The 22603-nt window shown below is 41.5% G+C and carries 29 protein-coding genes; 7 read left to right on the forward strand and 22 right to left on the reverse strand.

Going from position 1 to position 22603, the window contains the following annotated elements; translation table 11 throughout:
- Positions 1-2: 2 nt before the first annotated feature.
- From rpsH to rplC, 15 genes are all read right to left on the reverse strand, one after another.
- Positions 3-401 carry a 30S ribosomal protein S8 gene (rpsH, locus tag BW976_RS24205; RefSeq protein WP_076377401.1) on the reverse strand — a complete coding sequence of 133 codons (399 nt, stop codon included), beginning with the start codon at positions 399-401 and terminating at the stop codon, positions 3-5.
- 149 nt (positions 402-550) lie between these two features.
- Positions 551-820: a 30S ribosomal protein S14 gene (gene rpsN, locus BW976_RS24210; protein ID WP_076377403.1), complete on the reverse strand. Its 270-nt coding sequence runs from the start codon at positions 818-820 to the stop codon at positions 551-553.
- Entirely contained in the window at positions 813-1376 is a 564-nt protein-coding gene (gene rplE, locus BW976_RS24215) for a 50S ribosomal protein L5 (protein WP_076377405.1), read from the reverse strand. The genes rpsN and rplE overlap by 8 nt, the downstream gene beginning before the upstream one ends.
- Positions 1376-1720, reverse strand: a complete 345-nt coding sequence (rplX, locus tag BW976_RS24220; protein WP_076377407.1) for a 50S ribosomal protein L24 — start codon at positions 1718-1720, stop codon at positions 1376-1378. The genes rplE and rplX overlap by 1 nt, the downstream gene beginning before the upstream one ends.
- A 1-nt stretch (position 1721) precedes the next feature.
- A complete protein-coding gene (gene rplN, locus BW976_RS24225; protein WP_073405786.1) occupies positions 1722-2090 on the reverse strand; it encodes a 50S ribosomal protein L14 in 369 nt (122 codons plus the stop codon).
- Between the two features lies 1 nt (position 2091).
- Positions 2092-2346, reverse strand: coding sequence for a 30S ribosomal protein S17 (rpsQ, locus tag BW976_RS24230; protein WP_076377409.1), 255 nt, complete (start codon positions 2344-2346; stop codon positions 2092-2094).
- Positions 2347-2362: 16 nt separating this feature from the next.
- A complete protein-coding gene (gene rpmC / locus BW976_RS24235) occupies positions 2363-2572 on the reverse strand; it encodes a 50S ribosomal protein L29 (RefSeq protein ID WP_076377411.1) in 210 nt (69 codons plus the stop codon).
- Between the two features lie 120 nt (positions 2573-2692).
- The gene (rplP, locus tag BW976_RS24240; RefSeq protein ID WP_076377413.1) at positions 2693-3115 is read right to left on the reverse strand and encodes a 50S ribosomal protein L16; all 423 of its coding nucleotides are present in this window, start codon (positions 3113-3115) and stop codon (positions 2693-2695) included.
- 162 nt (positions 3116-3277) lie between these two features.
- Positions 3278-4153 carry a 30S ribosomal protein S3 gene (gene rpsC / locus BW976_RS24245; protein ID WP_076377415.1) on the reverse strand — a complete coding sequence of 292 codons (876 nt, stop codon included), beginning with the start codon at positions 4151-4153 and terminating at the stop codon, positions 3278-3280.
- A 6-nt stretch (positions 4154-4159) separates the two neighbouring features.
- Entirely contained in the window at positions 4160-4588 is a 429-nt protein-coding gene (gene rplV, locus BW976_RS24250) for a 50S ribosomal protein L22 (RefSeq protein ID WP_076377417.1), read from the reverse strand.
- Positions 4589-4594: 6 nt separating this feature from the next.
- A complete protein-coding gene (gene rpsS, locus BW976_RS24255; protein WP_076377419.1) occupies positions 4595-4861 on the reverse strand; it encodes a 30S ribosomal protein S19 in 267 nt (88 codons plus the stop codon).
- Positions 4861-5688: a 50S ribosomal protein L2 gene (gene rplB, locus BW976_RS24260; protein ID WP_076377421.1), complete on the reverse strand. Its 828-nt coding sequence runs from the start codon at positions 5686-5688 to the stop codon at positions 4861-4863. The genes rpsS and rplB overlap by 1 nt, the downstream gene beginning before the upstream one ends.
- A 7-nt stretch (positions 5689-5695) precedes the next feature.
- Positions 5696-5986, reverse strand: a complete 291-nt coding sequence (gene rplW / locus BW976_RS24265) for a 50S ribosomal protein L23 (RefSeq protein ID WP_076377423.1) — start codon at positions 5984-5986, stop codon at positions 5696-5698.
- Positions 5987-5988: 2 nt separating this feature from the next.
- Entirely contained in the window at positions 5989-6621 is a 633-nt protein-coding gene (gene rplD / locus BW976_RS24270) for a 50S ribosomal protein L4 (RefSeq protein WP_076377425.1), read from the reverse strand.
- A 1-nt stretch (position 6622) separates the two neighbouring features.
- Complete coding sequence (gene rplC, locus BW976_RS24275) at positions 6623-7240, reverse strand: 50S ribosomal protein L3 (RefSeq protein WP_076377427.1); 618 nt, start codon at positions 7238-7240, stop codon at positions 6623-6625.
- A gap of 662 nt (positions 7241-7902) precedes the next feature.
- On the opposite strand from rplC, the gene BW976_RS24280 reads away from it, so the two are divergent.
- The 3 genes from BW976_RS24280 (at position 7903) to BW976_RS24295 (ending at position 12243) form a co-directional block, all read left to right on the forward strand.
- On the forward strand, positions 7903-9309 hold the full coding sequence (locus BW976_RS24280; protein WP_076377429.1) for a C45 family autoproteolytic acyltransferase/hydrolase: 1407 nt from the start codon (positions 7903-7905) through the stop codon (positions 9307-9309).
- A 36-nt stretch (positions 9310-9345) separates the two neighbouring features.
- Entirely contained in the window at positions 9346-10002 is a 657-nt protein-coding gene (locus BW976_RS24285) for an energy transducer TonB (protein ID WP_076377431.1), read from the forward strand.
- A gap of 933 nt (positions 10003-10935) precedes the next feature.
- Entirely contained in the window at positions 10936-12243 is a 1308-nt protein-coding gene (locus BW976_RS24295) for a DUF3472 domain-containing protein (protein ID WP_076377435.1), read from the forward strand.
- Between the two features lie 125 nt (positions 12244-12368).
- Here the strand turns inward: BW976_RS24295 and BW976_RS24300 are convergent, their stop codons facing one another.
- The 3 genes from BW976_RS24300 to BW976_RS24310 all read right to left on the reverse strand — a co-directional run bounded on the left by BW976_RS24300 (position 12369) and on the right by BW976_RS24310 (position 14938).
- Complete coding sequence (locus BW976_RS24300; protein ID WP_076377437.1) at positions 12369-12764, reverse strand: hypothetical protein; 396 nt, start codon at positions 12762-12764, stop codon at positions 12369-12371.
- Between the two features lie 5 nt (positions 12765-12769).
- A complete protein-coding gene (locus BW976_RS24305; protein WP_076377439.1) occupies positions 12770-13252 on the reverse strand; it encodes a hypothetical protein in 483 nt (160 codons plus the stop codon).
- A gap of 426 nt (positions 13253-13678) precedes the next feature.
- Positions 13679-14938, reverse strand: coding sequence for a prephenate dehydrogenase (locus BW976_RS24310; protein ID WP_076377440.1), 1260 nt, complete (start codon positions 14936-14938; stop codon positions 13679-13681).
- Between the two features lie 132 nt (positions 14939-15070).
- On the opposite strand from BW976_RS24310, the gene BW976_RS24315 reads away from it, so the two are divergent.
- Positions 15071-15802 (forward strand): hypothetical protein, encoded by a 732-nt coding sequence (locus BW976_RS24315; protein WP_076377441.1) that lies wholly within the window; start codon positions 15071-15073, stop codon positions 15800-15802.
- Positions 15803-15971: 169 nt separating this feature from the next.
- Entirely contained in the window at positions 15972-16598 is a 627-nt protein-coding gene (locus BW976_RS24320) for an NUDIX hydrolase (protein WP_076377442.1), read from the forward strand.
- 51 nt (positions 16599-16649) lie between these two features.
- Here the strand turns inward: BW976_RS24320 and BW976_RS24325 are convergent, their stop codons facing one another.
- The 4 genes from BW976_RS24325 to BW976_RS24340 form a co-directional block, all read right to left on the reverse strand.
- Complete coding sequence (locus BW976_RS24325; protein WP_076377443.1) at positions 16650-17354, reverse strand: carboxypeptidase-like regulatory domain-containing protein; 705 nt, start codon at positions 17352-17354, stop codon at positions 16650-16652.
- A gap of 855 nt (positions 17355-18209) precedes the next feature.
- Positions 18210-19214 (reverse strand): LiaI-LiaF-like domain-containing protein, encoded by a 1005-nt coding sequence (locus tag BW976_RS24330; RefSeq protein ID WP_076377444.1) that lies wholly within the window; start codon positions 19212-19214, stop codon positions 18210-18212.
- Positions 19215-19295: 81 nt separating this feature from the next.
- Complete coding sequence (locus tag BW976_RS24335) at positions 19296-19898, reverse strand: PspC domain-containing protein (RefSeq protein ID WP_076377445.1); 603 nt, start codon at positions 19896-19898, stop codon at positions 19296-19298.
- A 234-nt stretch (positions 19899-20132) separates the two neighbouring features.
- Positions 20133-20837: an SDR family oxidoreductase gene (locus tag BW976_RS24340; RefSeq protein WP_076377446.1), complete on the reverse strand. Its 705-nt coding sequence runs from the start codon at positions 20835-20837 to the stop codon at positions 20133-20135.
- Positions 20838-21052: 215 nt separating this feature from the next.
- Here BW976_RS24340 and BW976_RS24345 point away from each other — a divergent pair, with 215 nt between their 5' ends.
- Both BW976_RS24345 and BW976_RS24350 read left to right on the forward strand, forming a co-directional pair.
- The gene (locus BW976_RS24345; RefSeq protein ID WP_076377448.1) at positions 21053-21784 is read left to right on the forward strand and encodes an MlaE family ABC transporter permease; all 732 of its coding nucleotides are present in this window, start codon (positions 21053-21055) and stop codon (positions 21782-21784) included.
- On the forward strand, positions 21781-22533 hold the full coding sequence (locus BW976_RS24350) for an ABC transporter ATP-binding protein (protein WP_076377450.1): 753 nt from the start codon (positions 21781-21783) through the stop codon (positions 22531-22533). The genes BW976_RS24345 and BW976_RS24350 overlap by 4 nt, the downstream gene beginning before the upstream one ends.
- The last annotated feature ends 70 nt before the right edge of the window (positions 22534-22603 follow it).

Raw genomic sequence — 22603 nt, forward strand, 5'->3', positions numbered from 1 at the left:
TATTAATAAACGTAGCATAATACTTCGCCACCTACATTTTGCTGACGAGCTTCTTTATCGGTCATTACACCTTTTGAAGTTGACAGGATAGCGATTCCTAAACCATTTAAAACTCTTGGCAGGTTATCAGTACCTGCGTATTTCCTCAAACCTGGTTTACTGATGCGCTGAATGCTACGGATAGCAGAAATTTTAGTTATCGGGTGGTATTTTAAAGCAACTTTAATGCTGCCTTGCGGACCAACTTCCTCAAACTTGTAATTGGCAATGTAACCTTTGTCGAAAAGCACTTTCGTGATTTCCTTTTTCAGATTTGATGCAGGAATTTCAACAACCCTATGGTTGGCTTTAATAGCATTCCTTACTCTTGTAAGATAATCTGCGATTGGATCTGTATTCATTTTATTGTGTTATGATAGTGGTTTCCTTCCGGTAACATCCCGGGCGACCTTCCATCGGTTAAATTCATTTTTTAATTCAAAAGTAAAAATTCAAAATTCAAAAACGCCAGTAAGGCACTTTTGAATTTTGACTTTTGAATTTTATTTTTTTACCAGCTTGCTTTCTTTACTCCCGGTATTTTACCAGCTAATGCCATATCACGGAATGTTACACGTGAAATGCCAAACTGACGCATATAACCACGAGGGCGACCGGTTAATTTACAACGGTTGTGTAATTTTACCGGTGACGAAGCTTTAGGCAATTTATCTAAGGCTGCATAATCGCCGGCCTCTTTAAGGGCTGCTCTTTTCTCTGCGTATTTAGCAACCAATTTAGCGCGTTTTATTTCACGTGCTTTTACACCTTCTTTAGCCATTGTTATTTTGATTTTTAAATGGTAATCCAAATTGTTTCAACAACTCCAATGCTTCAACATCGTTTGTTGCGGAGGTTACAAAGGTAATATCCATACCTTGAATTTTATTGATTTTGTCAATATTTATCTCAGGGAATATAATTTGCTCTGTAATACCTAATGTATAGTTACCTCTTCCGTCAAAACCTTTGTCGTTGATGCCTTTAAAATCACGTATACGTGGCAGGGCAACAGCGATTAAACGATCCAAAAACTCATACATTGTGTTGTCACGCAGGGTAACACGTACACCAACCGGCATATTTTTACGCAATTTAAAGTTTGAGATATCTTTTTTAGATTTTGAAGATACTGCCTGCTGACCAGTGATGGTAGTTAACTCAGTAATGGTGTTTTCGATCAATTTCTTGTCGGTTGTGGCAGCGCCAACACCCTGGTTAATGGCAATTTTTTCCAGTTTAGGAACCTGCATTACGCTTTTATACTGAAATTTATCTTTCAGAGCGGTACGGATCTCCTCTTTGTATTTTGTTTTGAGTCTTGGTATGTAAGTCATTACTTAATTTCCTCCCCTGATTTTTTTGCTACCCTTACTAATTTGCCGGCATCGTTTTTCTTACGGCCAACACGGGTTGGGTTACCTGTTTTAGGATCAACCAGCATTAGGTTTGAAATATGTATAGCAGCTTCCTGTTTAACAATACCACCGTTTGGATTGGCAGCATTAGGTTTGGTATGTTTTGATACCATATTGGCACCTTCAACAATAGCCCTGCCTTTTTCTAATATAACCTCAACAATTTTGCCTTGTGTTCCTTTTGAGTCACCGGCTATAACTTTAACCAGGTCGCCCTTACGGATCTTTAATTTAGCTGGTTGTGCGTGTTTTTTCTTTTCCATGTTACAATACCTCCGGTGCTAATGATACAATTTTCATAAATTGTTTCTCACGCAGTTCCCTTGCAACAGGGCCAAAGATACGGGTACCTCTCGGCTCGTCCTGGTTATTTAACAATACAGCTGCGTTATCGTCGAAACGGATGTATGAACCATCTTTTCTGCGGATCTCTTTTTTGGTGCGTACTACTACGGCTTTTGATACAGTACCTTTTTTCACGTTACCTGAAGGTAAAGCGCTTTTTACAGTTACTACTATCTTATCGCCGATTGATGCGTACCTTTTACCAGTACCGCCCAATACACGGATCACTAAAACTTCTTTAGCTCCGCTGTTATCGGCTACGTTTAATCTTGATTCCTGTTGTACCATCTTATTTAGCCCTTTCTATAATTTGAACTAATCTCCAGTTTTTGCTTTTGCTCAACGGACGTGTTTCCATAATCAATACGGTATCACCAATACCACAGGTATTAGCCTCGTCATGAGCCATGAATTTGGTAGTTTTCTTTACGAATTTACCGTAGATAGGGTGTTTCACTTTACGTTCCACAGCTACTACGATTGATTTTTGCATTTTATTGCTAACTACCAAACCGGTACGTGTTTTTCTTAAATTTCTTTCCATTTTTCTGAACGCTTAATTAATTGTTTTCAGAAGTTGACGCAGCTTTACGCTTTGTTAATTCAGTAGTTAACCGAGCGATGTCCTTGCGTACTTTTGTTATACGTGTTGGATTCTCTATAGCTGATACTGCATGGGCAAATTTAAGTTTGGTAAGGTTTGTTCTCTCCTCGCCTACTCTTGCAACCAATTCTTCAGTTGATAGCTCCAAAATTTCTGAGTTCTTCATTTTCTTTTGTTATTTGTTGTTGTTCGCAGTTTCAACGCTGTATTGTTTTTTTGATGGGTGAATGTTCGGCATCTAACTTCACAACATGAAAACTTTACAACTTTTCAACTAACTTTCCGTTTATGCTTCTACGTAATCCCTACGTACTATAAATCTGGTTTGTACCGGAAGTTTTTGTGCTGCAAGGCGTAAAGCCTCTTTAGCAACGTCCAATGGCACACCTTCGGCTTCAAAAATGATCCTTCCGGGGCGTACTACCGCAACCCAGTATTCAGGAGCACCTTTACCTTTACCCATACGTACCTCTGCTGGTTTTTTGGTTACAGGCTTGTCAGGGAATATCCTGATCCATACCTGGCCTTCACGTTTCATAAAACGTGTTACAGCGATACGCGCAGCCTCGATCTGGCGGCTGGTAATCCAGGCCGCTTCGAGTGATTTTATACCGAAAGATCCGAATGAAAGTTCTGCACCACGGGTGGCTAAACCTTTCATCCTGCCTTTTTGCATCTTTCTGAACTTCGTTCTTTTTGGCTGTAGCATTTTCTTAAGTATTGAGATATGAGATATGAGATGTGAGATTATACTTTTTCAGTCTCTCTTATCAAATATCTTTTATCTTATTAATTGTTATCTATATGCTGCGATCAAGGGATGATGTATGATTTCTCATATCTAACATCTCAAATCTCACATCTGTTATTATTATCTCTTTCCTGGACCACCCGGGCGATTACCGCCTTGGCCACCCGGACGGTTGCCACCTTGGCCACCTGGACGGTTGTTGTTTCCACCACCACGGCGGTCACCACCTGGTTTTCTGTCGCCTCTGCGCTCGCCACCACGTTCGCCACCGCGTTGGTTGTCACGTCCACCAAATGCCGGAGCACCGTCTGGACGACCACCTTTACCGCTGCTGCTGCTTGTGCCACCGATGTTTGGAGACAGATCACGCTTTCCGTAAACTTCGCCTTTGCAGATCCATACTTTAACACCTATTTTACCATAAGTAGTTAAGGCTTCTGCCAGTGCGTAGTCAATATCAGCACGGAAAGTGTGCAAAGGAATTCTTCCTTCTTTATATTGTTCGCTACGTGCCATCTCGGCACCGCCTAACCGGCCTGATGTCATGATCTTGATTCCTTCAGCACCCATTCTCATGGTAGAAGCAATTGTAGTTTTCATGGCACGGCGGAAAGAGATACGTGCTTCCAGTTGTTTTGCGATACCTTCTGCCACTAATTGTGCATCAAGCTCAGGGCGTTTGATCTCAAAGATGTTGATCTGCACTTCCTTTTTGGTAAGTTTTTTCAACTCTTCTTTGATCTTGTCAACTTCCTGACCACCTTTACCGATCACGATACCCGGACGGGCAGTGTGAATAGTTACAGTGATGCGTTTTAATGTGCGTTCGATAACCACTTTAGATACCCCACCTTTAGCTATACGAGCTGAAAGATATTTGCGGATCTTTTCGTCTTCAACTAATTTGTCGGCATAGTGATTGCCACCGAACCAATTAGAATCCCATCCTCTGATGATTCCTAACCTGTTACCTATTGGATGTGCTTTCTGTCCCATTTCAAATTAATTATTATCGTTTTTACTATCCACAATAAGGGTTACATGGTTTGAGCGTTTGCGTATACGGTATCCCCTTCCTTGCGGAGCAGGGCGTAACCTTTTTAGCTGACGGCCGCCACCTACTGAAATTTCTTTAACAAATAAAGCGCTGTCTTCAACACGTTTGCCTTCGTTTTTTGCTTCCCAGTTTTTGATGGCTGATAACAAAAGTTTCTCTACACGAATAGCAGCTTCTTTGTTAGTATATTTTAATATGTACAACGCTTTTTCAACGTTCTCGCCACGGATAAGATCAACTACCAAGCGCATTTTGCGTGGTGAAGTTGGACAGTCCTGTAGTTTAGCAACTGAAGCACCGCCAACCTGGGCTTTTGCTGCTTCTTTTTGTTGCCTGATTAATACAGACTTTTTGATTTTTGTTGTTGCTTCCATTGCCTGTTATTTTTTCTTTTCTGCGTGACCGCGGAATGTACGGGTTGGAGCAAATTCTCCCAACTTGTGACCAACCATGTTTTCTGTTACATACACAGGGATAAATTTATTTCCGTTGTGTACTGCGAATGTGTGACCAACGAAATCAGGAGAGATCATGGAACGACGTGACCATGTTTTTACAACTGATTTTTTGCTTGATTCATTCAAGGTAAGAACTTTTCTTTCCAGGTTATGATCAATATAAGGTCCTTTTTTAATTGAACGTGCCATTATTTTTTCCTTCTTTCAATGATATAACGATCCGATCCTTTTTTCTTGTCACGAGTTTTGTAGCCTTTAGCTAATAAACCTTTACGTGAACGTGGATGACCACCTGAGGCTCTTCCCTCACCACCACCCATAGGGTGATCTACCGGGTTCATGGCTACACCACGAACTCTTGGCCTGCGGCCCAACCAACGGTTACGACCTGCTTTACCTAACACCGCGTTTGCTTTTTCGCCATTTGAAACGGTACCGATAGTTGCCAAACAAGTTGACAGTATCATACGTGTTTCGCCTGAAGGCAATTTGATGATAGCATATTTACCATCGCGTGCTGAAAGCTGGGCGTATGTACCTGCACTACGTGCAATAACACCACCCTGGCCTGGGTTTAACTCAATGTTGTGGATGATAGAACCCAGTGGAATGTTTTTCAAAGGCATGGTATTACCAACCTCTGGTGCTGCACTCTCGCCAGATACAACTACCGTTCCAACTGTTAAGCCTTCCGGAGCTATCATATATCTTTTCTCACCATCTACAAAGTGTAGCAGAGCTATACGTGCAGAACGGTTAGGATCGTACTCAATGGTTGCAACTTTTGCCGGGATATCAAACTTATTACGTTTAAAATCGATCAATCTGTATGCCTGTTTGTGACCACCACCTAAGTAGCGCATGGTCATTTTACCGCTATGGTTACGTCCGCCTGATCTGGTGTTGGCTGATACAACCAACGATTTTTCAGGAACGTTTGTTGTAATATCTGAGTTAGATACATCAACTCTGAAGCGGGTACCCGGGGTAACCGGTTTAAATCTCTTTACTGCCATGTCTTAATTATATATTGCTGTAAAAATCAATTGTTTCACCGTCCTTCAACGTAATGATCGCTTTCTTATACGTAGCAGCGCGGCCAGAAACGGCGCCTGCCTTAGTATTACGAGTTTTAAGTTTGCCGACGTATTTCATAGTGTTTACCGCCTTAACGTTCACACCATACATTGCCTCAATGGCACCTTTAATCTGAATTTTGTTTGCTCTGTGATCAACTTTGAAAGCATAACGGTTAAGTTTCTCAGTTAATTGAGTTACTTTTTCAGTAAGTAAGGGTTTCTTTAAAATTTCCATAATTACTTAGCTAATGCTTCCTCCAAAGTTTTAACAGCGCCTGTAGTTAATAACAGTTTGCCAGCGTTTAACACATCATAAGTGTTTAACTGCTCAACTGAAATAACCTTAGTTTTCTTCAGGTTTCTGCTTGATAAATACACATTGTTATTTTCGGCGCCTGCTACTACTAATAATGTTTTGTCATTAGTAACATTCAGATCAGCCTCCAGTTTAATATAGTTTTTAGTTTTGATGCTATCAAAATTAAAATCTTCCAATACTAAAATGTTGTTATCTTTTGCTTTGTATGATAAAGCTGAGTTACGTGCCAGTGATTTCAGTTTCTTGTTTAACTTGAAGCTGTAATCGCGTGGTTGCGGACCGAAAACGCGGCCACCACCATTAAATAATGGAGATTTTACGCTACCTGCACGGGCACCACCTGTACCTTTTTGTTTATATAACTTGCGGGTTGAACCTGCAATTTCGTTACGCTGTTTTGATTTGTGTGTACCTTGACGCTGATTAGCTAAATACTGCTTTACATCAAGATAGATCGCGTGATCGTTGGGTTCAATGCCGAATACCGACTCAGGAAGCTGCACCTTGGCACCTGTTTCTTTACCTGATACGTTTAATACGTTAACTTCCATCTTATTTATCAACTATTACGAATGAACCCTTAGCTCCTGGGATGGAACCTTTAACAACTAACAGATTCTGCTCCGCATAAACTTTCACAACTTGTAAGTTCTGAACTTTAACACGGCCGTTTCCGGTTTGACCCGCCATACGCATACCTTTAAATACACGTGATGGCCATGATGACGCACCTAAGGAACCCGGCGCACGTAAACGATTGTGCTGACCGTGAGTTTGCATACCCACACCCGCAAAACCATGACGCTTTACCACACCTTGAAAGCCTTTACCTTTTGAGGTACCAACCACATCCACAAAATCTCCGGCAGCAAAAATCTCTACAGTAACAGTGTCACCTAAGTTTTTTTCGTCTTCGAAAGTTTTGAATTCAACAAGTTTACGCTTTGGAGCAGTACCTGCTTTTTGGAAGTGACCTTTTAATGGGCCTGAGGTGTTTTTTTCCTTTTTGTCGCCATATGCCAACTGTATAGCAGCATACCCGTCTGTATCAACAGACCTAACTTGTGTTACTACGCAAGGGCCAGCTTCGATTACTGTGCAGGGGATATTCTTCCCTGTTTCGTCGAAAATGCTGGTCATTCCTACTTTTTTACCAATAATTCCTGACATTTCTTTAATTTGTTTGTGCCCATCGAAGCAGTAGGGCTTCGTTCAAGGCATATTATTTCCCCCTTAAGGGACGGCAAAGATAGGAATTTTGTATTAACTCTCAAATAGTTAGTGAATTATTTTTTAATATTTTTCCACATCGGTTTTTAACAAGCTCGTCGCCGGTATTTCGCTGGCGCCTAAGCTATTTAATCAGGAACGCGAAATTATGCTTTTTGGAGTTTACATAGAATTGATAAAAACCGGGTATTTAAAGATTCCTGAAATTGAATTTCACTGGCTCTATTTTTTCAAAATCTGGTTTTACAATAACTAAGCGTAAAGTTCATATTAACTGTAAATACCACATCTGGTTCAATCAATAAGCATTATATCATGCATTGGTACCTGAAAACTGTGTAGATTATTCGGCTAAAGCCATTTTTAATCTTATCCTTGTCCGTCCCATAAATGAGACGGCAATGAATGTTAACCGTTGACACTATTTTCGATAAAGGATTTTATTCATTGCCGTTTGGCTTCAGCCAACGGTTAAAGTCAAATACTTAGAATAGCTTTAGCCAAAATCTTCCGGGAGGACTCCTTAAAAAAATGCCTACCTAAGCCCCTGCAATTTCATATTCTTTTATTAAATTGAGCTTTCCTTAAAAACTATACTGATCATGAAAGCTTTTACCACCATTATTGCTATCGCGCTCGTCTCCTCACTACTTTTTAGCTGTAAACCAGAAACCAAGCCACATGATCGTATAGGCAAAGCCAGCCGGGCAGATAAAAACGGCTGGGTTTATCTGCACCTGGAAGGCTCGCCGGCCGATATGGGTTACCAGCACGGATACCTATTATATAAGGAGATAGATACGATGCTTAAGGTGATGGCTTACTACCTGCCCTACAGCAGTAAAAAGGACTGGGCCTTTTACCGCAGCGCATCGGCCAGGTTTCTATGGAAAAAAATAGATAAGGAATACCAGGACGAAATACGCGGCATAGCCGAGGGCTTGCAAGCCCATGGCCTTAAATACGATACGCTTGATATTACCGCCCTTAATGCTAATATTGAGCTGGCCCAATATTATGTGCCCGGCCTCATGGATAAAATAAAACCCGGCAGCGGCGATAATAAGGCACCCGGCAATTGCAGTGCCTTCATTGCTACAGGTCGTTACACCAAAGATGGCACGATCGTAATAGGCCATAATAACTGGACAGACTATATTATAGGTGAGCGCTGGAATGTAATAGCCGATTTGGTACCCGAAAAAGGGAACCATATATTAATGGACTGCGCGCCGGGCTTTATCCATAGTGGTGACGATTTTGTGATCACCAGCAACGGCATACTCATTACCGAAACCACCATTACTGGTTTTAAAGGTTTTGATACCACCCGCACGCCCGAGTTTGTACGTGCCCGCAAGGCCGCGCAGTACAGTAAAAGTATCGACGATGTGATCAGGATCATGAGTACGGATAATAATGGCGGCTATGCCAACGACTGGCTCGTTGGCGACACCAAGACCAACGAGGTGGCCAAACTCGAACTCGGTTTAAAAACGGTAAAGGTATGGCGATCAAAAGATACGGCGATGATTGGCTCTAACTTCCCGAGCGACCCGGCACTCATCAAAACAGAAACCACTTTTGATGTGAACGACAAAACCACCTCGCCCAATGCCCGCAAGCTCCGCATGGAAAAACTGGTTTGCCTGGATTATAAAGGCAAACTGGATGCCGAGAACGGTAAAACTATAGAGGGGGATACCTTTGATGCCCTGCAAGGTAAAAACGCCTATAACCGCTGCATTATCGACGGGCATATTGACCAGGACCCCAAGGGCTGCCCCGAGTGGAGCGAAGGCCCCTACTTCCCGATGGGTGCCGTACAAGGTAAGGTAACCACTGCAGCCCTGGCCGGCAAAATGCAGTTATGGGCACACATGGGCCACCCCGGTGGTACTGATTTCCTGGCTGCCCCTTTCTTCAAACAACATCCGGAGTATAATTACCAGGCCAAATACCTGCGGGATATGAAAGCCTATCCCTGGACGTTGTTTGCGACTAAGTAATCAATAAAGAATAATGCAAATAATTACATTTGCCTCATGAAACCTTATTACTTCTTACTGGCTGCCTTATTAATTGTACAGGCATCTTATGCTCATACTGGCTTAAATGCCGATACCACAGTAAAACCTCCTGTTGTTAAGCAACAAAAAGGCAATGATGTTTATACAAGCGTTGAGGTCATTCCTGAATATCCGGGAGGTATACAGGCTTTTGGTAAATACATTACTAATAATCTCAAATATCCATACGTTGCCCGCTTACTTGGTATTAATGGCCGTGTTGTAGTATCATTTGTGGTAGATCAAGACGGGAAACTTATTAATGTTACACCATTAAATTGCATTGGCGCCGGATGCGAAGCTGAGGCGGTAAAAGTTGTACAGGAATCTAAACCCTGGAAACCTGGCATTCAGTATGGCAAGCCGGTACGTGTACAATTCTCTGTTCCTATAAGTTTTTATATGGACAATTTTAAAATACCTTTAAAACAATTAGAAGCTACTGATTATGGCTTTGTTTTTGATATTAAAGGTACACTTTATACGATAACCGAAGCCGAATACCTGATAGGCTCTTACTTTATGTCTGATCAGGTTCAAATAGTGGAGCCTTATTATAACAGCGACAACAACGAGAAATTTAAGATGCCCGAAAAAAGGGGAGTTTATCTGGTGAAGATGAAATCCAGATAAATTTTGGTTAACGAATTTACATTCCCTCCCCACGAAAGCGGTGAGATGGACTATGTGCAATGGCAGGGAGGGGTTTATACACATGATACAGGTTTGCAATATCCATTAAACTCCTTCCTCCCCTTCCCGCAATGTCATTAAGTTAAGGATACTCCGTAGGAGTAAAAGCTTTGTAGAAAACAAAAAATAAGTATTCAGCATGCCGTAGGTATGCAACCTGAGTGCAGTACCTACGGCACTGAATTGGAAACTGCCTTTTTTCTACAAAGCTTTAACCCCGATGGGGTTTGCAAAATTCCTTAAATAATGACATTGCCCCTTCCCGAGGGAAGGAATTGCACGGGCCCCAACTCTGTTTCTCTTAGAGGACTAAAACACCAAATGTCATTTCGACGAACAGCGTTGGATAAAGTAACGGGATGAGGAGAAATCTTCTGCTTAATACAGTCCGCAATAAATGTCGTAGAAGATTTCTCCACGTACCTCTTTCAAAATGACATGCATTTGTTGATATTAAAGTATAGAAAGAGTTGCTATTTAAAGGATACAAATACCCCATAACCGCCTGAAATACAATTTCAAACGTTTGTGTTGTGGTTTATAGTCCCAACCGCCTCATTCTATGAATTTCCATTAAAAGCAACATGCGTTATAAAAATCATCAGCCCCGCTAACAATCAGGTTAACACGCAATTAGCAATACTTTATAAGATCATTATCTGCATAGCTCCATTGAAATACGTTTTAGCACTGTTTGAAGCTACGAGCCTATTTGTAAAATATTATTTTGCCGATGCCGCGCTGCATCATATAAAATTATCTTCTGGTTAAATTTTTAACAAACGTTTGCGTAATCTTTAAATAGCTGATTAACTATCCATTTCATAATTTAAGTTAAAATTAACCGACAAAATTTTAACAAACCTTTACGTTATGAAAAAAAACCAATTACACTACCTGGTGTGCCTGATGATGCTTGTATTATTTTCCTGTAAAAAGGATGCGCAAAAGAATTTAGCCGTAAACGGAACCACCGCCGCTAAAACCCAATCACTCGGTGGCTCATCACTCCGGGTTTCTATGGGTGGCAATGCTTTCGTTACTACTCTGGCCTCGGGTGGTGTGGAAACCGTAACCTCTACCACATTGGCTAACTGGACCAATCCCAACAGTATTTTCTCGGCCTATTTCCGTTTAGGCAACACCGGTTCGTTAACCGTACAGGTAAAAGCCAAGGTTGCATCGGGCAGCAGCGTTATTAAGCTTACTGTTAACGGGGTGCCATTTAACGTATCCATGACCGGCTCGGCCTTTACCACCTATAATGTAGGTACGGTAAATATTACCAGTCCGGGTTATGTAAAAGTAGATTTCCAAGGCGTGAGCAAAACCGGTGGCTATTATGCCGATGTGTCCGACCTCATCATCAGCGGACCTGTGGTTGCTTCCAATGTGCAGTATGCCAATGACTCTACTAACTTTTACTGGTCGCGCAGGGGGCCTTCGGTTCATTTAGGCTATACCGCCCCGGCCAATTCTCAATGGTTTTATAATGAAGTTACTGTACCTGTTGGTCAGGATCCGGTTGGCTCTTATTTTATGGCCAATGGCTTTAGCCAGGGATATTTTGGCATGCAGGTAAATTCATCATCAGAACGCCGCATCCTGTTTTCGGTATGGAACCCAACCGGCGGTACTACCACCAGCACACGGGCTGGTACCGGTGTGGTAGTACAAACATTTACCGGCGAAGGCGAAGGCGGCCAGGCTTACCTTGATTATAACTGGGTTGCCGGCACTACCTATAAATTTTTAACCGAAGCCGTGCCCGATTCATCTGGCAATACTACCTTTTCGTCATGGTTTTATGCGCCCGAGGTTGGCTCGTGGAAATTCATTACCTCGTGGTTAAGACCATCTACCAATACCTATTTAACAGGTCTGTACTCCTTTGTAGAGAACTTTACAGATACCAATGGCTACCTGGGCCGTAAAGGAAATTTTGGCAACCAATGGGTAATGAGCTCAACCGGCACCTGGACCGAACTAACCAGCGCCTATTTTGATGGTGATGCTACTGCCAACAATCAACAAAGAATGGATTACGGTGGTGGTATTTCCGGGAGTAACTTCTATTTACAAAATGGCGGCTTCTTTGCCAATTACGTAACCCTTAACCAAACATTTACCCGCACAGCAACCGGCACGCCACCAAGCATCAATTTTACCACATTACCATAGTTTGTAACCTACCTCGGGGACCTCTGCAAGAGACTCTGAAGGGACATTCATTTAATAAACTAAAGGCCGCGCTGCAAAACAGCGTGGCCTTTAGTTTATAGTAAAAGTCAGCCTTAAGCTTTCAACTAAACCTCTTTCCAATCCTCCTCGTTGCTGGTACTCCAGGCTTTCAAATCGTTAACCGGTTGGGGTAATCTGCCCGAAAGCCAATCTTTCAGATCGTCGGGTGTAAAATCGGCATCTTCACTTTCAATGATCCAGGAAAGGAATTCGTCCGGTCCGCCGTTGATATAAGGAGGTGGCGAAACAGGGTAAAATACGGTAGGCAGCCGCTCCTCAAGCGATACATAGTTAACTACATGGCCAATTTCCTGTACCACCTGCCAGGCATAGGTGTGTTTAATGTCGATACTAAACTTAACCCACCACAAGCCATTTTCAAATATTCCGCTGCCAAAAACATTAACAGCAGGAACCTCCTGCAGGTAGTTAACCAAAGCCGAAAATTCCTCACCCTTCATCCGCTTTATTTTTTGATGACGATGACGTTACCACTGGCATAAGCAACAGGGGCGTTCTTATCCACCTGTACCTTGTTTAAAAAGGAGGTTGTACTACATGCAGTTGTAGTAGTTGCAAATGTGCTGATCATGGTATCTGTTTTCAGACTTTTTATTTTAATATAACAGGTATCCGGTGTCCTGGGATTAGAAACAGCATATACAAAATGCGATCCGTTGGGTAGTTCTTCTTTCAGTGGAGGAGAAATAGAATCTAATTTATTCGAACTGTTTCTGAATACAATTTTAATATCAGTTAAAGCATACGGGGGATTCTGTGAGAAAAAGAGATCCTGTCCGCTGGTTTTATCAACCACCTGAAATTTAACAGTCTGCACTGGTACTGTAAGTGGCACCGGAGGGCAGATGACTTTTGCCTTATTCTTTGAACAGGACACCACGGTCAATAAAATAAACAAACCAACGATATAGAGGCACAGGTTTTTCATAAAAAATTGGTTATGACGGGATAATATACATTAGGATTATATACCATTACGTATCACATCTATCTATACGCTACAGGGGAATAATTTATTTTCTGGAAATGTATGCCGAAGGATAGATTTTTGTAATAAAGGTATTACGCCGGATATTGCCTATATTTGTATAACAGCAGCCCGGTTTTTCTTTTGTATCAGAAAAACCGGGCTGTTTAGTTAAAGGAAAACAAGGCCCAAAACCGACCGGTTGGCATGTAGTTATTTGACAGTCAGAAAATTAATACTTTTTTAACCTTTCAAAACTCATCTAAAATTTGTTAAAAAGTGTTAAAATGGCCCTAAGGCTTTATTAAAACAGACAATAACTAAGCCTTTTTACGACGTTTTTGACTAAAAAAGTGTTAAAATTTAAGGTTTAAAAAGTCTTTGTGCTTATTCCATCATCAATCTTCTGATGAGTTCGGCACTTTGTTTTTTGCCTTCTTCCAGCCTGCCGACAAAAAAGGATTGTACATCGTTAAAATGCTTTTTATAGCCTTCCATATCACCATAACCGATGATGGACGACCATTCTCTTACGGCCGAGTGAAATTCCAGATCGTCGCCGCGGATAGTTTTATCGTATAAGGCTGTTTCGATAGATTCCTCCAGTAATTCTTCGTTCTTGAACAGGTATTCGGCAATACCTAAACGCAGGCGAAAAGGCGGGGTTTGGCATATAAGGTTATCATAAGGGTTTACACCCAGGTGGTACCAGGCATCCACCATACTCAGTATACTTAAATGTGAATTTGGTTTCTGCTGCTCCGGCTTTTGAGATAGGGAAAACTCCTTCATCACCGTATCATTCAGCATGATAGGTTTGCGACTTTCATGAAAAACAAAGTCGCGGGCGCGGTACAATCGCTCTCTGAAAGTTTGGGCTTCTTCCTTGATCATCAACTTAAACAGCTCCGATTCAGACTCAGCATAACGTTTAACCTGCTGCTTGGCGTATGGGTTTAAAATGGCCAATCCGGCGTATACGTGGGCTTTATAACTAAATATGCGCAGGGTAGTGAGTATCTTCACATTGTCGATACCACCAATATAGGAGGCGTTTTCCCATGGAAAAAAGCCAGCCGATTTCCATGCGGTGCCCATACTTTCAAAACCTACATGGGTTACGGCCTGGGTATCGGCCACAATTTTATCATGTTCGTGATAGTCTGTAATTTCCACAATCTGGCTGCCAATAGCGTTAAACAGATCATACATACGCTGATAGGCATCCGGCGTGGTACGGTGTGGTATCAGGATCAGTGTTTGGCCCGCTGGTTCAAATCCAGGGCCATGCATGCCATGAAAGGTAATTATCTGCACATCGGCAGGCAGGTATTTTTCAAAAAGAGCTATCTCCGGATGCTTTACAGATGTTTGGCCGGCCACAATAGCGCCATATTTGGTTAGCGGACCGCACTCTGCCACTACCTGCTCCATCTTGTCGGCCTCAACCGAGTAAATGATCAGGTCGTTGGTACGTGCCACATCTTTACCGCTATCCATTATGTTTATTTTGTATGGCGCCAGCTCAGCTTCCAATCTGTCGCGATTCTCGGGTAAATCGCATCCACAAACGGTGTAGCCCGCTTTTGCAAAAGCTTTGGCATATAAGCGTCCCATGTCGCCTAAACCAATAATACCTATATTCATGCCGCTAATATAACCATGAGTAGCAAAATTACGTATGAAACCTTACATTAGCCCCTACAAACCTTCAGGATATCACAATAAAAAAAATAAATATCCTAATTTGTTAACATAGGATTTCTAATTTTACATCTAATGAGCAAGCATTTTTTATTTAGTATCTGTGTTTTAATCGCTGTTTTTTTAAGCCATATTAACCCGGGATTTGCCCAGGACACTATTAAAAAAACAGGTACGGTGAAACCTGCCGTACCGAAACCAGCCTTTGCAAAACCGGCTGGTGTAAAACCAGTTGTGCCTGCTAATCCTTCGGCCTACAGATATGCTCAGCCAAAAGCTACCGCGGCCGATTCGGCATTGGAAAAAGACAAATCGCTTAACGGTCAGTATAAATACCTGGTCAGTAAACTGTATCACTACCAGGAGCCATTGGCATCCGCCCTTTGGAAAAACATGCGCGATACGCTGAATATCGAAAGGCGCAAACTAGCCGAGGCGCAATCAAAACTTACTGCACAAACTAAAGATATCAACAGTCTTAAAACTGATGTAACTACAAAAGATCAGACACTTTCTGAATCGAATGCTAAGCGCGATGAAATAAGCCTCCTGGGTATTTCGCTCACTAAATCCTCGTATAATTTATTAATGTGGGGTTTGGTTATTGCCTTTGGTGTTATTGCTACTATAGTTATTGCCCGTTCGGGTGCGCATAGCCGCGAAGCTAAATACCGTATAAAACTGTATGAAGAGCTTGATGAGGAATACAAAACATATAAATCAAAAGCTAACGAAAAAGAAAAGAAACTGGCCCGCGAACTGCAAACAGAACGCAATAAGCTGGATGAATTGTTGGGCAGAGGATAGGTTTTTATTTCGGATTTGAGAATTAACTCCGTTGAGGGCTTCGCCGTTTCGATTTCGGATTTATCCCGATTTGTCATCCTGAGGAACGAAGGATCTATATATCGTTATGCGAAATGTAAAATAGATACTTCGCTGCGTTCAGTATGACAACTAGTATTAAATTACTCTAATGAATAACAACAGCACTCTTTTAACCCTCATTACTCAACTAAGATCCGTTGCTGACATAGGTTTGCTTTACGCCAAAAACGAGTATGATATAGAGCGGTACACCGAACTACGGCATATCAGCACCCAAATGCTGGATCAGGTTTCGGGTTATGGGGAAGAAACCATCAATATACATTTTCCGCAAGCTACCGATTATCCTACAGCTAAAGTCGATGTACGAGGGATCCTGCTCTCTCCTGATAATAAAATACTGTTGGCCCGTGAAAGCACCGATGGCAAATGGTCATTACCCGGTGGTTGGGGCGATATAGGCTACAGCCCAAAAGAGGTGATCATTAAAGAATTTCAGGAAGAAACCGGGCTTGATATTAGACCAGAAAGGTTGCTGGCCGTATTTGATAAAAAAATGCATCCGCATCCACCCCAGCCATTCTATGTGTATAAAATGGTTTTCTATTGCAAAGCTCTGTCATCTACCCTTAATAAGGGATTTGATGTGCTTGATGTACAATATTTTGACATTGACAAACTACCGGAACTATCGGAAGACCGTATACTCCAAAGTCAGATAGAGCTATTATACCAAAACATCATATCGGGCAATATGACCGTTTACGTAGATTGACAATATCCCTGTAATCTACAGAGATATTGCTAACTACATACTAAAAACTGCCTATTGCAGCGTTTTACCCGTATTGGGTAAGCTAGGCAATGTCCGTTTATCTGCAGGCAAGGCCATAAATTTCTTATAAGAGTCGTTTATATATACGGTAAGTGATTCGCCATTGTTACTTTTCAGAAACGCATAAGTTGGGCGGTAAAGGGTCATAAAATTTTCCAAATCCTGACCGCGCAATGGTACCAGGCTTTCTACATAGGTAACATTAAATACATCATCAACATGACGCTCTTCCTCTTCATGTTTAAAGTATTTTTTAAGGCGGCGTGCATCACGGGCATCCTTACTAAACCATGATGATGGCGACAGCGGATACACTTTACTGCGGGTATAAACCTCCGGATACTCTTTATGCGCATCAAACGATTGCCGGGTTGAGGTAACATTAACCTGGTGCAGGGTGATTGTTTTGGTTGCCATCTCTACTCTTTTTGGAGCATGGTTGGTTACATACAAGGTATCGGATATATAGCCAGGCGAATCAAATATCAGGGTATGACCGGTTTCGGTATTTATTTCAAAATTACCTTTATCGTCGGTAATAGTTATTTGTCTTTTGTTATTATCGTCCCTTATGAAAACATTAGGCATCCGGTTGTTTTTACCAGCTTCATAAACAGTGCCTTTCAAAACACTTTGAGCGTTCACGGTACCCGCAATAAAAAGGGCTGAAAATATTATAAAGTATTTAGGTTTCATATGTAGATCAATTAAGCTGTAAATTAAACCTATTTTTTCCAATAATGGTTTTGGATTTAACACTTTTAGGCATGTTTTAACAATTAATGACAAAAAGCTGAAGTCAAGCGCCAAAACAGGTCTCCCATCATCCCTTAGGAAAATGACCAAATATTTCGGCAAAACATTCTGTCTACTCAGGGTCTCTCGCAGATTTAAGTTAACCCACAAAATTCATCAACTTGAAATTTCAACTGGAGGCACCTACGGAGCCAAAGAACGTGCTTTTTTAGAGCTATAAACAGGTGGCCCCGCTGGGGCCGGCAATGCTGTTATACTATAACCAGTATACCTGGAGTACCATTCGGCCTCAGAGAGGCCTCCTGTTTATAGATAAAATTAAAGAAATGGTGGACTCCAGCGGAATCTCCTAATCGTGAACTTGCTTTCCGGGTACTCTTTAGTTCACATTTAGATTTTTTGGGTTAACTTAAACTTTCAGGAGACGCAGAGGGGACGGAAGCGTCTACGCTTACTTTTTTATCCGGTAATCGTAAGCGTGGACGCTTACACCCACTATAGTTCAAGCGAAGGACGCTTGAACTGGCATAGGCAACATAGCCTATTCCCAACACCCGGGGTAACAAACGAGGATAAGTAGAAAAAAGTGGGTTTACATAAAAACACCTTTTTTTCACATAATTTCATATAATATTCTGATTGTCAATTACATAAATAAATGTAAACCATAAAAAGTGTAAACCATGTAAACCCACTTTGTTTGGGTAGTATACAAAAAAGCCGCCTCATGATAGCATCATGAAGCGGCTTGTAAAATTTATTATAGATATACTGTCCCGGTATCGGTTGGGTTAATTAGTACTTTCTTACCTTAAAATCAGATACACCACCAGTCATGTGGATGTATATTTTGTTTTTAGCGGCGTCAAAACCAGGGGTTTCATACCGGTTATCGTCCTTTTTATCAAAGCCATCGAAGTCGCTTGATGACAGGCCCGAATTGGTGCGGATACTGCAGGCTGCATCTTTCGGCACACTGATAATTACTTCTGACACCCCAGTTGACACCTCAACATTGGTAGTTGTCAGTGGACTGCCCAGCTTTACATCAAATGATGCCGCACCTCCTTTTAAAGTTAAGTTTTTTATTTTGAATTTACTAAGATCGAAGTTAAGTTTTGTGGCACCGGTTTCTACATTAATTTCCCAAACCGGGTTAGGGTTTAATTTAATATCGGCCCTATTGGCTTTGTCTTTATCTTCGTCGCTATCGATATGCCAGCCTTTATCGTTCCGCAAGTGCAGGTTGACTACATACATCGAATCGTCTTTGCTGGAAGTAAACTCATATTTGCTACCATAAAACTCTTTGGTTTCGGCTTTGAACAGCTGATTAGTGGTATCATTTAAAGTATAAGTAGTACCGCCCCCGCTGATATTAAGACGGGCCAATTTAGCATCTGCAGTATAGTCTTTATTAAAAACACTGCTGCCTGAAACCTTAACAACCCCATGATCTACACCCGTGCTGTCGCTGTCATCATCATCGTCGTCCTTTTCATTATTATTACTATCGTCATTATAATGAAAATTATAACGGCCGGGCCAAAAGCTGTAACGCTCAAAGTGGCCGAATATCAGTAACCCAAAGCCCAAAATAACTACCCCTAATTTTAAGATAGTGGCCCATGCTGTGCGGTTGCCTGCAAACACAAGATTAACACCACCCATAATTAAAAATATAGGCCAAAGATGGAGGATATTCATCCAATGGAAATCTATATATCCAAAGTTGTTGAGCAGGAATATAGCTCCTATACAAACCAGGATAGCACCCGGAACTAATTTATCGTTTCTCATTTCAGTATTCTTTTATAGTTATGAAAAGCTGCTATAAACCGCTTTGATCTTTAATCCTCACGGCTAAATAACAAAATCATGTTATACAGTTGGTGGATTATCTTTTAAGTTATCGCTTTCCGGTGCAGCTTGATCACCTTTATTTGAGGTATCATCTTTTACCTCTTCCTGAGCCCCGGCATTGGTTGGGTTATAATCTTCTTCCCAGGGTTTCCTTTTGTTGCCCGATGCCATCAAGGCTAAACCAGCTCCTACTAAAACCACTGGCCATAGTTTACCAAAATGCCAAAACCTGAATAAATGTAATTCATGCAGCAGGAACGATGCACCTATAAATATTAATATGACACCAATAATCAATGCTGGTGTTGATGATCCCCCTTTTTTAGGAGGTACACCAAACGGCATATCCTGTTGTGGTGGTACACCAGCGGCAAACGGATTATAGGGATCATCTTGCGACGGTACACGGTAATCAACGCCAGGATTAAAGTATTGCTGATATTTTTTGGGCAATACTATCCATAAAACAACGTAAACCATTAAACCGGTGCCCATGAATATAAAGGTGAGCAGAAACAAGGCACGTATTATAGCTATGTCGATATCAAAGTATTCTGCCAAACCCGCGCAAACACCGCCTACAACCTTTCGGCGTTCATCGCGATAAAGTTTCTTTTCCATAATGTATTAATAATAGTGATTTTATAATTCAAATGTGCAAACAACAAATGTTTTACCGTAATACTATTAGGTGAAAGTGACCAAACTCTCGGTAAAGCCCCTGAAAATACCGACGAAGTTCATTGATCATAGTTCATAGTTAATGGTTTTGTTTGCCTGTAGATAAACGCGGGCTATTTTTCCACAATCTCTTATCCATGATCTATCAACCATCAACTATGAACTACCTAAAATTTATATCTGACCCGGCGCCGGTTTAATGATCATTTCATCGACATTGGCACCAGGGCTCATTCTGTATATATTGATAATGGCCGATGCGATGTCTTCTGGCAATACCATGGTATCTTTGTCAACCACCGCGTCTTTCCATGAATCCGTCAGCGTTGATCCGGGAATTATTGCGGTTACTTTTACACCATGCTCCTGCATTTCCAACCGCATCACTTTAGTGAGGCCTAACAGCGCATACTTTGTTACGCCATAGGTACCAGCCTGTGGGAAAGGATTTAACGATGCTACCGAACAGATATTAAAAAAGTGGCCTTTGCGCGCCGCTATCATCGCTTTACCGAAGTAACGGTATAACTCATAAGTAGGCATCAGGTTGGTATTTAATTGTTTTTCAAAGTCGCTTTCGCTTTCGTCAAGTATGCTGCCAGGCGCAAACATACCCAGACTGTTTACCACCACATCAATAAATCCCAGTTCTTGTTGTGCACCCGCGGCAAATTTTAGTAACTCGGCCTTTTTACTGCCATCAGCAACCTGCGCAAAAACTTTGATAGATGGATTGATGGATTGCAATTCATCCTTAAATTTTAATAATTCTTGCTCGTTGCGAGAACAAATTGCCACGTTTAATCCTTCATTAGCAAATGAAATAGAAATAGCGCGACCCATGCCTTTTGTTGAACCGGTGATAAGAGCGTTCTTCATGACGGTAATAATGTGTTTAAATAATTGTTCTTTTTAAAATAGCCCCGAATATACGAGGATGATTTTTTTTGATTAGGATTGAAGCTTTATGGGCCGAATTTACGTAAGGAATAGCTGATAGCTCATAAAATTGCATATTTAAATTAATTCAATGGGCACAAGCGGTAAAGCTTAATGGTAAAAAACGTATTTTTAACCGATTTTTATAAAAACAAATGTTCCAAAGTTTAGGAAAATACATTCTTCTGCTGCGTTTAAGTTTCCGGAAGCCCGAAAAGTTTAGTGTTTATTGGAGCGAGGTGATGCGTGAAATGGTTTCGGTGGGTGTAGGCTCGCTGGGTATCATCGCTATCATTTCGGTATTTATTGGCGCGGTGGCTACCATACAAACCGCGTTTCAGTTGGTGAGCGACTTTATCCCTAAAACTATTGTTGGCGGTATTACCCGCGACTCTACCATCCTGGAGTTTAGTCCAACCATATCTGCACTGGTATTAGCCGGGCGTGTGGGCTCCAGTATGGCCTCACAAATTGGCACCATGCGGGTAACCGAACAGATAGACGCACTGGAAATCATGGGCGTAAATGCGCCGGGATATCTAATATCACCCAAGATCATAGCCGGTGTAACCATGATACCTTTATTAGTTATCGTATCGGTAATTTTAGGTTTAGTAGGTGGTTATATTGCCTGTGCCGCCTCAAATGATGTTTCCACTGCCGATTATGTAACCGGCTTAACCGATGGTTTTAACCCGGTTATTGTTACGGTTTGTGCTGTTAAAGCTATATTCTTCGGATTCATTATCACATCCATTTGCTCATACCAGGGCTTTTATACCGATGGCGGCTCGCTTGAGGTTGGCCAGTCGGCCACTCGCGGTGTTGTTTGGAGCTGTATTATGATATTATTTGTGGATCTTATTATTTCACGCCTGCTACTATGATCGAAATTAAAGACATCTACAAAACATTTGGCGATAACGAAGTACTAAAAGGTATAAGTGCAGTTTTTAAACCAGGTAAAAACAATCTCATCATCGGCGGTTCCGGATCAGGAAAAACTACCTTGTTGAAATGTATTGTTGGCTTGCACGATCCTACTAAAGGCGACGTGATATTTGACGGCGAGAACTTTACCGATATGGATTTTGAGCAACGCGTACCTATCCGCACCAAAATAGGGATGCTTTTTCAAAACTCGGCACTGTTTGACTCTATGACGGTGGAAGAAAATATCATCTTCCCGCTGAATCTCTTCACGAATCAAACAAAAGCAGAGAAACTTGATCGTGCTAATTTTTGCCTGGAAAGAGTTAACCTTACGGGTAAAAACAAACTATATCCATCAGAACTTTCGGGCGGGATGAAAAAGCGTGTGGGTATTGCCCGAGCCATATCCATGCAACCTAAATATTTGTTTGTTGACGAACCCAACTCGGGCCTCGATCCTAAAACATCCATCCTGATAGATGAGTTGATCAATGAGCTGACCGAAGAATATAAAATAACAACAGTGATTGTTACCCACGATATGAACTCGGTAATGGGTATAGGTGATCATATTATATTTTTACACCAAGGTAAAAAATGGTGGGAAGGCAGCAATAAAGAGATAGCCCACACCGATAACCAGGAACTAAACGACTTTGTATTCGCCAGTAAATTCATGCAGGCAGCAAAAGCGAAACTTTGATTGGCGTTTAGGTTGTATGTGTGACGTTTTACGTGATACATTAGTTTTGGGGTATTAATTACGTTGTAAG

Source organism: Mucilaginibacter lappiensis (assembly GCF_900155965.1).
Lineage (GTDB): Bacteria > Bacteroidota > Bacteroidia > Sphingobacteriales > Sphingobacteriaceae > Mucilaginibacter > Mucilaginibacter lappiensis.

Coding starts and splice junctions, on each gene's coding strand:
- rpsH (WP_076377401.1), bottom strand. CDS start 401: ATGAATACAGATCCAATCGCAGATTATCTTACAAGAGTAAGGAATGCT.
- rpsN (WP_076377403.1), bottom strand. CDS start 820: ATGGCTAAAGAAGGTGTAAAAGCACGTGAAATAAAACGCGCTAAATTG.
- rplE (WP_076377405.1), bottom strand. CDS start 1,376: ATGACTTACATACCAAGACTCAAAACAAAATACAAAGAGGAGATCCGT.
- rplX (WP_076377407.1), bottom strand. CDS start 1,720: ATGGAAAAGAAAAAACACGCACAACCAGCTAAATTAAAGATCCGTAAG.
- rplN (WP_073405786.1), bottom strand. CDS start 2,090: ATGGTACAACAGGAATCAAGATTAAACGTAGCCGATAACAGCGGAGCT.
- rpsQ (WP_076377409.1), bottom strand. CDS start 2,346: ATGGAAAGAAATTTAAGAAAAACACGTACCGGTTTGGTAGTTAGCAAT.
- rpmC (WP_076377411.1), bottom strand. CDS start 2,572: ATGAAGAACTCAGAAATTTTGGAGCTATCAACTGAAGAATTGGTTGCA.
- rplP (WP_076377413.1), bottom strand. CDS start 3,115: ATGCTACAGCCAAAAAGAACGAAGTTCAGAAAGATGCAAAAAGGCAGG.
- rpsC (WP_076377415.1), bottom strand. CDS start 4,153: ATGGGACAGAAAGCACATCCAATAGGTAACAGGTTAGGAATCATCAGA.
- rplV (WP_076377417.1), bottom strand. CDS start 4,588: ATGGAAGCAACAACAAAAATCAAAAAGTCTGTATTAATCAGGCAACAA.
- rpsS (WP_076377419.1), bottom strand. CDS start 4,861: ATGGCACGTTCAATTAAAAAAGGACCTTATATTGATCATAACCTGGAA.
- rplB (WP_076377421.1), bottom strand. CDS start 5,688: ATGGCAGTAAAGAGATTTAAACCGGTTACCCCGGGTACCCGCTTCAGA.
- rplW (WP_076377423.1), bottom strand. CDS start 5,986: ATGGAAATTTTAAAGAAACCCTTACTTACTGAAAAAGTAACTCAATTA.
- rplD (WP_076377425.1), bottom strand. CDS start 6,621: ATGGAAGTTAACGTATTAAACGTATCAGGTAAAGAAACAGGTGCCAAG.
- rplC (WP_076377427.1), bottom strand. CDS start 7,240: ATGTCAGGAATTATTGGTAAAAAAGTAGGAATGACCAGCATTTTCGAC.
- BW976_RS24280 (WP_076377429.1), top strand. CDS start 7,903: ATGAAAGCTTTTACCACCATTATTGCTATCGCGCTCGTCTCCTCACTA.
- BW976_RS24285 (WP_076377431.1), top strand. CDS start 9,346: ATGAAACCTTATTACTTCTTACTGGCTGCCTTATTAATTGTACAGGCA.
- BW976_RS24295 (WP_076377435.1), top strand. CDS start 10,936: ATGAAAAAAAACCAATTACACTACCTGGTGTGCCTGATGATGCTTGTA.
- BW976_RS24300 (WP_076377437.1), bottom strand. CDS start 12,764: ATGAAGGGTGAGGAATTTTCGGCTTTGGTTAACTACCTGCAGGAGGTT.
- BW976_RS24305 (WP_076377439.1), bottom strand. CDS start 13,252: ATGAAAAACCTGTGCCTCTATATCGTTGGTTTGTTTATTTTATTGACC.
- BW976_RS24310 (WP_076377440.1), bottom strand. CDS start 14,938: ATGAATATAGGTATTATTGGTTTAGGCGACATGGGACGCTTATATGCC.
- BW976_RS24315 (WP_076377441.1), top strand. CDS start 15,071: ATGAGCAAGCATTTTTTATTTAGTATCTGTGTTTTAATCGCTGTTTTT.
- BW976_RS24320 (WP_076377442.1), top strand. CDS start 15,972: ATGAATAACAACAGCACTCTTTTAACCCTCATTACTCAACTAAGATCC.
- BW976_RS24325 (WP_076377443.1), bottom strand. CDS start 17,354: ATGAAACCTAAATACTTTATAATATTTTCAGCCCTTTTTATTGCGGGT.
- BW976_RS24330 (WP_076377444.1), bottom strand. CDS start 19,214: ATGAGAAACGATAAATTAGTTCCGGGTGCTATCCTGGTTTGTATAGGA.
- BW976_RS24335 (WP_076377445.1), bottom strand. CDS start 19,898: ATGGAAAAGAAACTTTATCGCGATGAACGCCGAAAGGTTGTAGGCGGT.
- BW976_RS24340 (WP_076377446.1), bottom strand. CDS start 20,837: ATGAAGAACGCTCTTATCACCGGTTCAACAAAAGGCATGGGTCGCGCT.
- BW976_RS24345 (WP_076377448.1), top strand. CDS start 21,053: ATGTTCCAAAGTTTAGGAAAATACATTCTTCTGCTGCGTTTAAGTTTC.
- BW976_RS24350 (WP_076377450.1), top strand. CDS start 21,781: ATGATCGAAATTAAAGACATCTACAAAACATTTGGCGATAACGAAGTA.